Genomic DNA, 11,114 nt, shown 5'->3' with positions numbered 1-11,114 from the left:
AAATGTATATTCTGTATGCTGAATATTATTTGCCTGATACGCATAGATGTTTTGTGTATGATTTAAAAACAAAGAAAGAAACTCCGTTTGTAGATTTATCTACAATTCCAAGTCCGCAGTTTATAGCGGTTGATCCTGTATCTGAAGATGTATATATTGGAAATCGTAACTCTGGTGCGTTGGATGATGTGTACATTTATTCTAAAGACGGACAATTTAAGAAAAAAATAGAAACCGGAAACTATACAACTAACATCCGTTTCTTAGCTGAATAAGATTTATGAAACAATTTTTACTATCTGCCTATATAGTAATTACAGTCTTGCTTCTCTCTGCCTGTGGTGGAGGAAGCAAGACTTCTTCCGTTCTGAAGGGAGGAGACACCCTGAGAATGAAGTATGCCACCAATTTGTCTGTGGTAAAGTTCCCTGATTATACAATAGTTTCCATCCGTAATCCATGGGATACATTGAAAACATTGCATACTTATCTGTTGACTGATAAGACTCAGCCGGTTCCGGAAAATCTGCCGGAAGGAACTGTTGTACGGGTTCCATTGGAACGGGCCGTGGTGTATTCTGTGGTACATGGAAGCGTACTGAAAGAATTGGGACAGACGAAAAGCATCAAAGGAGTCTGCAACTTGGAATATTTCAAGATGCCGGAGGTACAGGAAGGATGCCGTAACGGAGAAATTATAGATTGCGGAAACGGAATGAATCCGGATATTGAGAAAATTATAGACCTTCATCCGGATGCCATCATGCTTTCTCCGTTTGAGAATAGCGGAGGATACGGACGGGTTGGAAAGTTGGGGGTACCTATAATAGAATGTGCGGATTATATGGAGACTTCTCCGTTAGGGCGTGCGGAATGGTTGCGTTTTTATGGATTGCTGGTCGGACAGGAACAGCGGGGAGATTCGCTTTTTGCGCAGATAGAAAAAGAATACTTGGCGGTGAAGACTTTGGCAGCGCAGGCTATTTCTCATCCTACAGTCTTGAGTGACTTGAGGTATGGTGCTGCATGGTATATCGCCGGTGGACTGAGCACCACAGGACGCTTGTATGCGGATGCAGGGGCAAACTATGTTTTTGCAGAACTTCCGAACAGTGGTTCTATACCGATGGCTTTTGAAACAGTCTTCGACAAAGGAGAGCATGCTGATTTCTGGTTGATAAAATACAATCAGCCTCAGGATAAAACCTATAAGGAACTTCAGAGGGACTACTCGCTTTATGCGCGTTTCAAGGCATTTCGCGAGCGTCGGATTTATGGATGCAATACTTACCGGATACCTTTTTATGAAGAATCACCTTTTCATCCGGAGATATTGTTGAAAGATATGGTAAAAATATTCCATCCTGAATTGCTGGAAGGCTATGAACCGAAATATTTTAGTAATTTAGCGGAATGATAAATTTAGAAAAAAAACATTATGTGATATTCAGTATATTGGCTCTTTTGATATTGTTTCTAATGGCAGCCAATTTATTTCTAGGTTCGGTAAATATTCCAATACTGGATGTATTGCGTATTTTAAGTGGGGAAGAAACTGGAAAGACTAGCTGGACGTTTATTATTTGGGAATCACGTTTTCCTCAATGTATAACGGCTTTGCTTTGTGGAGCTGCATTGTCTGCTTCCGGACTAATGTTGCAGACGGTGTTTAGTAATCCGCTAGCGGATTCATCGATTCTTGGTATCAGTTCGGGAGCCAGTTTGGGAGTTGCGCTTGTGATGCTTGCCGGGGGAGGGACCATTGCTACGGGAGTGTTTACTCTTTCTGGATTTCTTTCCGTTATTTTAGGTGCATTTCTTGGAGCCGTGGCAGTTTTAGCTCTGATATTGTCTTTATCTTCTTTAATTAAAAGTAACGTGATGCTATTGATTGCGGGCATCATGATTGGCTATATTGCTTCTTCACTGATTTCTTTGTTGAATTTCTTTGCTACGGCAGAAGGGGTGCAGTCTTACATGGTGTGGGGAATGGGAAATTTTGGAGGAGTTTCTTTAGAACAGCTCCCTACCTTTGCATTGCTGACTATATTGGGGTTGTTAGTGGCTGTGTTACTTATAAAACCTTTGAATGCTTTGCTTTTAGGACCTCGTTATGCTGAGAACTTAGGCGTAAATATTCGTAAGGTACGTAACTTTCTGCTCTTGGCTACCGGTTTGCTTACGGCTGTTACAACCTCCTTTTGTGGTCCTGTTTCTTTTATAGGTTTGGCTGTGCCTCATTTGGCACGCTTAATGCTGGGAACTTCCAATCATAATTCGTTGATGCCTGTTACGTTGCTTGCAGGAGGAGCATTGGCATTGCTTTGTAACTTGATTTGTGTACTTCCTGGAGAGTCTGGAGTGATACCGTTGAATGCCGTTACTCCAATCTTGGGGGCACCAGTCATTATTTATGTCATCATAAACCAACGTCGAATTCAATATTTTAATTGATGAATCAATCGGAAATAGTAGTAGAGGGTAGCAACCTGACAATCGGTTATCAGATAGGGAAGAAACGGACGGAAGTGCATTCCGCTCTGAATTTTCAGCTTTTTCGTGGGGAATTGACGTGTTTGTTGGGAGCAAATGGAGCTGGTAAATCTACTTTGCTTCGTACTTTGGCTGCTACCCAACCTCTTTTAGCTGGCGATTTGAAGTTGTTAGGACGTGATTTGTCTACCTACTCAGAACGTGAATTGTCAAGGACCATAGGAGTCGTATTGACTGACCGTACCCAGGCAGGAGGTTTGACGGTATATGAACTGGTGGCTTTGGGGCGTCAGCCTTATACGGGATTTTTCGGATATTTAAATAAGACTGACAAGCAAGTGGTGGAACATGCGCTGCAAGCCGTAGAGATAGCACATAAGGCACGATGCTATATGGCAGAGCTTTCTGACGGAGAACGACAGAAGGTCATGATTGCCAAAGCGTTGGTGCAGGAATGTCCGTTGATATTGTTGGATGAGCCGACCGCTTTCTTAGATGTAGTAAGTCGCATTGAGATCATGAATCTTCTGCATCGTCTGGCCATAGAGGAAAAGAGGGCTATTCTTCTGTCTACTCATGATATTGAACAGGCGTTGGTTTTGTCTGATCGTCTTTGGCTTCTTTCTTCAACCGGAGGGCTGGAATGTGGTGTGACGGAAGATTTGATATTGAACAACCGGATGGATACATTATTTGCTAATCATACTCAGATTAAGTTTGATTTGATGCATGGCGGCTTTTCTCCTGAAGTGTCGGGAGAGAAATCCATTGTTTTAAAGGCGAAAGATGAGGTATTACGTCATTGGGCACAAAACGCTTTGAACCGTCATCATTATTTCTGTCTGGATGTTTGTTCTTTTGGCCAAAATCTGTCTTTGTTGGAAGTGCAAGCACACGATTGTCTGCTTTATACAGATAAAAATGGGCAGAGCATTTGTTATTCTACTTTTGAAGAATTGCTTCGTAATATATAATTGTCAGAAAATAAGCTTATTTGAAGGATATTTGTTATTTTTGCCCGGTATATTGGTTGGAAAAATAATAAATATATGGCAGTTGTGGTGAAAATGTCCGGTACATCTCCCGAATTATATAGCTGTATAGCCCCATTGGTGATGAATCCGGAAATTATTAAGTATAATCATAATTATCCTTTTAAAACTAATGAGTCATTTATTTGGTTTGTAGCATTTTCTGCTAATCAGGTAGTTGGTTTTTTTCCTATAGAGGTACGGAAAAAATCTTTGGTAATCAATAACTATTATGTCTCTAATGACGATGAAGATGTGTTTGTGAGCTTATTGGAGGCTGTGGATAATGATTCCTTGGTAGAAGAAAGGGGCGTGGAGGCTGTTGTTCAGAAACCTCATGAATCATATTTCCGAGCACACGGATTTGAAATAGAACGTGCGTGGAGCTTGTATCTTAAAATGAGGAAGAAGCATGAAAACAAATGAAGAACCGAAAAATGTCTATGAACTGACTCAAGAGCGTTTGGCTATTCTTTTTAAAGAATTTGACAACATTTATGTGTCGTTTTCTGGAGGAAAGGATAGTGGCGTGCTGCTTAATTTATGTATTGATTATATACGTCGGCATCAACTGAATATAAAGCTTGGTGTCTTTTTTATGGATTACGAGGTGCAGTATGACCATACCATAGAGTTTGTTAATCGTATTTTGGAGAATAATAAAGATATTCTTGATGTGTATCGGGTTTGCGTTCCTTTTAAAGTAAGGACGTGCACTTCCATGTATCAGCATTATTGGCGTCCATGGGATGAAAAAGTGCGAGATATTTGGGTACGAGAAATGCCTCAAAATGTGCTGAGGGCACAAGATTTTGATTTCTTTCATGAAAATATGTGGGACTATGAGTTCCAACTACGTTTTGCTGCCTGGCTGCATGAAAAGAAAAAGGCAGTACGTACAGCTTGTCTGGTTGGAATACGAACTCAAGAAAGTTATAACCGATGGCGTACCATTTACGGGGGCTTGAAGCAACAGCTTTATCATAATTATCAGTGGACTTCTAAGATTGCCAATGATGTGTATAATCTTTATCCCATTTATGATTGGAAAACTACCGACATTTGGACTGCGAATGGAAAATTCGGGTGGGATTACAATCGTTTGTATGACCTTTATTATTATGCCGGTGTAAGTTTGGAGCGTCAGCGAGTTGCCAGTCCTTTTATTAGTGAGGCCATTGAGAGTTTACGCTTGTATAAAGCTATAGAGCCGGATACTTGGGGACGGATGATTGGCCGTGTGAACGGAGTTAATTTTTCTGCTATTTATGGAGGTACCCATGCGATGGGATACGGTTCTATTAAATTACCGGAGGGGCATACCTGGAAGTCCTTCATGGAATTTCTGCTTTCCACACTTCCGGAGGAAACCCGAAGAGGTTATTTAAACAAGCTGCATACCAGCATTAAGTTCTGGAGAACGAAAGGTGGTTGTTTGAGTGATGAAACGATAGCAAAACTTGAAAAGCTGAATATCCCGATAACGGTAAGAAATAAAAGTAACTACAAGACGACCAAGCGTCCAGTTATGATGGAGTATTTGGATGATATTGATATTGCGGAGTTCAGGGAAATACCTACTTATAAACGTATGTGCTTGTGTATTCTTCGTAATGATTATGCATGTAAATATATGGGATTTGCCATGAACAAAGAAGAGAAAAAAATGAAAGATTATATTTTACAACAATATAAGAAGATATGGACATAGAAGAGAAAACAAGTCCGGTTTACCATGTAAAAGCCGTACCGGTGGAGAAAGTGTGTGCCAATAATTATAATCCGAATGTGGTGGCTCCCCCAGAAATGAAGTTATTGGAACTGTCAATTTGGGAAGATGGATTTACTATGCCTTGCGTATGTTATTATGACAAGGAAAATGACAAGTATATTATTGTAGATGGTTTTCATCGTTATCAGGTGTTGAAAACCTCTCAGCGAATTTATGAACGTGAGAAAGGGATGTTACCTGTAGTGGTAATTGATAAGGATTTATCCAACCGTATGGGATCTACTATCCGTCATAATCGTGCGCGGGGGACTCATGATATTGGGTTAATGACGAATATTGTGGCGGAACTGACTCAGGCGGGAATGTCTGATAAATGGATTATGCAAAATATAGGTATGGATAAGGATGAATTGCTTCGTTTAAAGCAGGTATCTGGGCTGGCATCTTTGTTTGCAGACAATGAGTTTTCTATTCCCACTCCCCAGTCTATTTTGCCGGAGAGTGAAGATTAAAAATATTTTAATACAAGAAATATCCTAAGACACCACTGCATACAATCAGTAGAATAGGATTCACTTTATATTGGTTGGAGGCAATGAAGCATCCAGCAAAAAGTAAGATACTAATGATGATTTGGTACGTATCTGTACCGAAGTTCTCTCCGTTCATCAATACGAGGGCAGCTGCCGCCAGTAATCCCACTACTCCGGGACGCAGACCATTAAATACTGCTTCTACAGCCGGATGGCGCTGAAATTTCAGGAAAAAGCGGCTGATAAATATCATGAGGATAAACGATGGTAGTACCACCGAGAATGTGGCTACTGTAGAACCTAATATGCCGACTGCATGTGAGTAGCCGGCATTTACCATGGCCGTATATCCCACGTAGGTGGCAGAGTTGATACCGATAGGACCGGGAGTCATCTGGCTGATAGCGATGATGTCTGTAAAATCGGATGAACTGAGCCATTCATAGCGAGTAACTACCTCTCCTTGTATCATGGAAATCATGGCGTAGCCTCCGCCGAATCCGAATAAACCTATTTTAAAAAACGTATAGAATAGTTTCAGTAATAACAATATCATAGTTTTCCTCCTTTTTAGTTATATTTTTTTTTGTAGCGTCCGTACAAGTAGCCTCCCAGCCCGCTGAGAATGATTACATAGATAGGTGAAAAACCGATAAGCCATATTAGTAGTGCAGAAACAACCGGAATCCAGATATTGTATCGGTTGATGCGGGCGGATTTTGCCATTTTGAAGGTGGGAGCTGCAATTAAGGCCACTACTGCAGGACGTATACCTTTGAATACATGTTCTACTGCCTCCACATGCTGGAATTGCCTGAAGAACAGGGCTATGGCCAGAATAATAAGAAAAGAAGGAAGTACGGTGCCCAGTGCCATCCAGAAAGCTCCCCAGAATCCTTTCAGCTTATATCCGATGAAAATGGCAATGTTTACAGCAAAAATACCTGGTACGGTCTGTGCTAGCGCCATCAGGTCCAGAAAGTCTTCCTTTTTTATCCATTTTCGTTTGTCTACCAGGTCGGCTTCTATCAAGGGAACCATGGCATATCCTCCTCCTATGGTAAATAATCCTATCCGGAAGAAGATGAAAAATGCTCTTAAATAGAAATTCATGTTATTGCGTTTAGTTCTTTTTCATATAAATGCTTGGGGGGACACCGTAAAACTTCTTGAAGGTGTCCGTAAAATATTTGGGGTCGGCAAAGCCCATTTTGTCCGAGACTTCAGCTACCGTATAACGCTGGCTCTTTAACATCAGGGCGGCTTCCTGCATCCGGATATTACGGATGAATTCAGCCGGAGCTATACCCGTCAAAGCCTTAATCTTGTTGTAGAAACTGGTGCGGCTCATGTTGACCGAAGCACACAAGGTATCTACATTGAAGTTTTTGCCTAACCCCTCTTTAACCAGTTCGGTCACTTTCTGGATAAACTCGTCATCCAGGCTTGTAGGTAATTCAACGGAAGTAGCCTCTTCCGGCAAAGCGGTTACAGCCGATTTGAAACGATTGCGCAGCATCCTCCGGTTTTCTATCAGGGTATGAATTGTGGCCTTCAGTATGTGTATGTCAAAGGGCTTCACCAAGTATTGGTCGGCTTTGATTTCCAGTCCTTCTACAATATGCTCCTTGTCACCGAGTGCGGTGAGTAAAATGATGGGAATGTGGCTGGTTTCCATCTGCCCTTTTAGTATCTGGCACATTTCCTTGCCGTCCATGACCGGCATCATGATGTCGGAAAGAATCAAATCCGGTTGTTTTTCGCTGACAAAGTCAAGGGCCTCCTGTCCGTTGCCTACACCTTCCACCTGGTAGGTATCCGAGAGACTATGTATAATGAACGATTGTAAAGCCGTATTGTCTTCTACTACTAATATGAAAGGAGCCTGTTCATCTGTCTGTGAGCTATTGAACTGCACATTAGTAGTGACAATACTTTTGGATACATTCTTTTCCGTGGCTTGTATCCGATGGGCCGTGTTTTCTTTTTCTTCTTTTTTGTACTGGTAGTTTTTACTTTTTATAGGGAAAGTCAGCTGGAAACTGGTTCCTACGTTTTCAGTACTGCTGAATGAAATTTTACCTTCATGGTTTTCAATCAGTCGATAAGTCAGCAACATTCCGATGCCACATCCGGTAGTGGTCTGGTTGGCCGTATTATATCCTCTGAACAAATATTTGAAGAGCTTCTTCTGGTCTTCCTTGTTCATTCCGATACCAGTATCCGAGATAGTAAGTGTCCATGTGTTTTTGTTGCTTTCCGCTTTTAATGATACGCGTCCGCCCTGTGGGGTATATTTTAAGGCATTCGACAGCAGGTTGCGCAAAATAGAATCCATTTTGCTTGCATTAATCCACACGTCCAGACTGTCGAACGAACTTTCGTATGAAAGGGTGATTTCTTTTTGGCGGGCAAAACTTTCAAACTGGTGCATATAATTACTCAGATAACGATTCAGCTCATGCATTGTCACGATGGTTTGTGAAGAGTATAATTCTTCCTTCTGGAAATTTATCAGATTATTGGCAAGCTCTGCCAGATTTTCCGTGCTTTGCATAGCCAGTTTGATGTTTTTCTGTCCGTTTTCACTCAGGCTTTCCTTTTCCATGATTTCGCTCAGCGGTGCCTTGATCATGGTCAGTGGAGTGCGGATGTCGTGTGCGGCATGCGTGAAGAAATTGATTTTTTCTTCCGAAGTTTTCCGTTCGCGCTTGATAATCTGGTAGCGCAGAAAAGCGTAGGCTGCCCCAATGATTAGCAGTGCATAGATTAGGAATGCCCAGAAGGTAAGCCAGAAAGGACGTTCCACCATGATTTGAATTTCTCTTTCCTCCAGTATCTGCTGGTTATCAAGCAGAATAGAACGCACTTTCAGTGTATAGTTTCCTGGTGACAAGTTGGTATAGCGTATGGTTCCGTTGCTGGTGGGAGGAGTCCACTGGTCATAGAATCCTTCCAGCTTCCAACTATACAGAATACTCGATGGATTATCAAAATTGATGGAAGATACGTCCATAGAGAACGTGTTCTGGTCGTATTTTAATTGAATGAAATTGGTTTCGTCCAGAATTTTGGTCAAGGGAGAATTCTTTTCCATCGGGTGTACCGGATGATACATGATGTGCAGGTTGGAGAATACCATGTGGCTGGAGAAGCTTGAAGGCAGTTCCAGGCTGTCAGGCAGAATGATGACCCCCTCGTTACTTCCAAAAATCAGCTGACCGTTTCGGGTGTGTATCCCTGCTGTCGGGTTAAAGTTTGCCCCTTGCAGACCCTGCTCCCGTGTCCAGTTGGTAAAGGTCTGTTCTTTCAGGTTATAGAAAGAAAGTCCGTTTTCTGTACCTAAGAACAGATTCCCGTTTTTGTCAGGAACGATGCTATAGATATTGTTTGTTTGCAGGCCGCTGTTGTTTGCCATACAGTGGCTGATTTCTTCAGTTTGGTTATTGATAATAAACAATCCGTTTCCGTACGTGCCAATATAGGTTTTCTTTTTATCCGTACTGTTGTAGATTGCATTGATACAGCCAATCTCTTCTTTTTCTTTATAGAGGTAGAGTCTTTGTTGCTTCTTGTCGAAAATGTATAGTCCGTGTATGGTTCCCACCCAGAAGGAATCATCGTTCCTTTCCAGCAGGTAGGTAATAGGATAGGAGGTATTATATTCCTGTTTCTCATGAGTTTTCATGTGATAGCTTTTCAAACTGTAAAATCCTCCACTCCAGATTATATCGTTTTTATCTTTAATAAGTCCGCGTATATATTTGTCGGGGGTCTCACGGGTCTGAGACTTTCCTTGTTGGTGGAAGGTAGCCGTACCTGCTTTTTTATCTATACGGAAAATTCCGGACATATAGCCTCCTGCCAGGATGATTCCCGGCCTTATCTCACAGATGGAAAGGAATATATGATTTTCATATTGTGGCATTTTTTCTGCCGTACAATAGTTTTTCCATTCTTTTTCACGTGTGTCGTAACAACTGACTCCATTACTTGTCGCATACCAGATGTCTCCTTCAGAATCTTCCATAATACCGTTGATACAGTTGTTCGACAGGGTGTTCGTACTGTTTGGTGCATGCTTTAGCCATTGGTATTTGGGATATTTCTCGGAATAGATTGTAATTCCAATCGGATAAATTACGTTCCATATCCGGTTGCTCTGGTCCATGTAAATATCCTTGATGATACTTCCGTTCATTTTGTTGAGACTCTCATTATCCTCTTTCAGGAAATGGGTGAGTTCTTTTTTATGGACGTTGAGCTTATATACTCCATCTCCGTCGGTAGCTATGAAAACTTCATCTGAATTCTTCCGGTTAGGGATGATAGTGTTTACCCCAATGTCTCTCAAGTGGTTTCCTAAATCTGTCAGTTCCCCGCTGGTTGGGGTGTAAATAAACAGTTTGTCGAGTAATGCGTTTATAATCAGTTTTTTTGTAGGCTTGTGATAATAGATGTAGTCTATAATGTTAATGGTAGAGGTATTGATTCTCTTGATATTGTTCAGGCTTTTGTTACGCAAGGTAGCCGTGTAAAGATGCTGTTCGGTCGAGATATAATACTTGTTTTTCTGTATTTGCGTAATACAAGTGATTTTTCCTGGAATTTTCTGGCTTATTTTATAAGCTTCCTGTGTGTCACCGTTGTAAATATACTGCTTGCCTTCCGTACAGAACCAGATATTTTTTTCTTCATCCAGATAAACGCAGGTGACAGGGACTTTTTGGGTCTCTGGAAATTTTTCATGTAAATTGAATACCAGTTGAAAAGAGTCTTTGGCCTCATTTAAGTTGAATACCAGTCCGTCTTTTCCTATTTCCCATAATTTTTGTTCCTTGTCTGTTTTAAGGATGTTCAGATTGGGGAAACAGTTGACCACGTTGCCATTCTTGGTAAGAGGGTAATAAGTAAATTGTTTTCCATTATAGCGGTCTATTCCTTTGTGTGTGAGAATCCAGATATAATCGTGCTCTCCCTGTTGAATGGAAAGGGCTCTCCGGCTGCTGAGTCCATCTTCCACGCCAATGTATTGGAATATTTGTGCCTCCGAATGTATAGGGGTGAAAAATAAAAGAAGATAAATGATATAAATAAATTTTTGCATAATACTCTTGTTGGTAAGTGCAAATTTCGGAAAAAACAATTTCTTATCAAAATAATACGGAGCTTTATGTAGGAATGGGAAATCGAGTAGGAGGAAAACGAAGTAGTTTTCTTCCTACTTTCGTTTTCCGACCTCTCACACCACCACGCATGCGGTTCCGCACGTGGCGGTTCTTTATTTGGGATACCATTTGAGATACTCGTCATAGAGGGTTGGAT

The 11,114-nt window shown here is 41.2% G+C and carries 10 protein-coding genes; 7 read left to right on the top strand and 3 right to left on the bottom strand.

The window, feature by feature from the left end; translation table 11 throughout:
• The 7 genes from ACMJ0U_RS07655 to ACMJ0U_RS07625 form a co-directional block, all read left to right on the top strand.
• Positions 1-275: YncE family protein (locus ACMJ0U_RS07655; RefSeq protein WP_417129328.1), on the top strand; the 275-nt coding region annotated here is incomplete at its 5' end.
• 5 nt (positions 276-280) lie between these two features.
• Positions 281-1,417: an ABC transporter substrate-binding protein gene (locus ACMJ0U_RS07650; protein WP_417129327.1), complete on the top strand. Its 1,137-nt coding sequence runs from the start codon at positions 281-283 to the stop codon at positions 1,415-1,417.
• Positions 1,414-2,454, top strand: coding sequence for an iron chelate uptake ABC transporter family permease subunit (locus tag ACMJ0U_RS07645; RefSeq protein WP_417129326.1), 1,041 nt, complete (start codon positions 1,414-1,416; stop codon positions 2,452-2,454). The genes ACMJ0U_RS07650 and ACMJ0U_RS07645 overlap by 4 nt, the downstream gene beginning before the upstream one ends.
• Complete coding sequence (locus tag ACMJ0U_RS07640) at positions 2,454-3,467, top strand: ABC transporter ATP-binding protein (protein WP_417129324.1); 1,014 nt, start codon at positions 2,454-2,456, stop codon at positions 3,465-3,467. The genes ACMJ0U_RS07645 and ACMJ0U_RS07640 overlap by 1 nt, the downstream gene beginning before the upstream one ends.
• Positions 3,468-3,542: 75 nt before the next feature.
• The gene (locus ACMJ0U_RS07635) at positions 3,543-3,950 is read left to right on the top strand and encodes a hypothetical protein (protein WP_417129322.1); all 408 of its coding nucleotides are present in this window, start codon (positions 3,543-3,545) and stop codon (positions 3,948-3,950) included.
• The gene (locus ACMJ0U_RS07630; protein ID WP_417129320.1) at positions 3,937-5,235 is read left to right on the top strand and encodes a DUF3440 domain-containing protein; all 1,299 of its coding nucleotides are present in this window, start codon (positions 3,937-3,939) and stop codon (positions 5,233-5,235) included. The genes ACMJ0U_RS07635 and ACMJ0U_RS07630 overlap by 14 nt, the downstream gene beginning before the upstream one ends.
• Positions 5,226-5,768, top strand: coding sequence for an IbrB-like domain-containing protein (locus ACMJ0U_RS07625; RefSeq protein ID WP_417129318.1), 543 nt, complete (start codon positions 5,226-5,228; stop codon positions 5,766-5,768). Before ACMJ0U_RS07630 ends, ACMJ0U_RS07625 begins: the two co-directional genes overlap by 10 nt.
• 7 nt (positions 5,769-5,775) lie before the next feature.
• On the opposite strand, the gene ACMJ0U_RS07620 is transcribed toward ACMJ0U_RS07625, so the two are convergent.
• The 3 genes from ACMJ0U_RS07620 to ACMJ0U_RS07610 are packed head-to-tail and all read right to left on the bottom strand — an operon-like array spanning position 5,776 to position 10,896.
• Positions 5,776-6,339, bottom strand: a complete 564-nt coding sequence (locus ACMJ0U_RS07620; RefSeq protein ID WP_417129330.1) for a chromate transporter — start codon at positions 6,337-6,339, stop codon at positions 5,776-5,778.
• A gap of 20 nt (positions 6,340-6,359) precedes the next feature.
• Positions 6,360-6,902 (bottom strand): chromate transporter, encoded by a 543-nt coding sequence (locus ACMJ0U_RS07615; protein WP_417129316.1) that lies wholly within the window; start codon positions 6,900-6,902, stop codon positions 6,360-6,362.
• A gap of 10 nt (positions 6,903-6,912) precedes the next feature.
• Positions 6,913-10,896, bottom strand: a complete 3,984-nt coding sequence (locus ACMJ0U_RS07610) for an ATP-binding protein (RefSeq protein WP_417129314.1) — start codon at positions 10,894-10,896, stop codon at positions 6,913-6,915.
• Positions 10,897-11,114: the final 218 nt, after the last annotated feature.

This window comes from Phocaeicola sp., from assembly GCF_048170425.1.
In the GTDB taxonomy this organism is placed as follows: domain Bacteria; phylum Bacteroidota; class Bacteroidia; order Bacteroidales; family Bacteroidaceae; genus Phocaeicola.
Note: the sequence above shows the minus strand (reverse complement) of the source record. Positions and strands in the feature narration are given on the sequence as shown.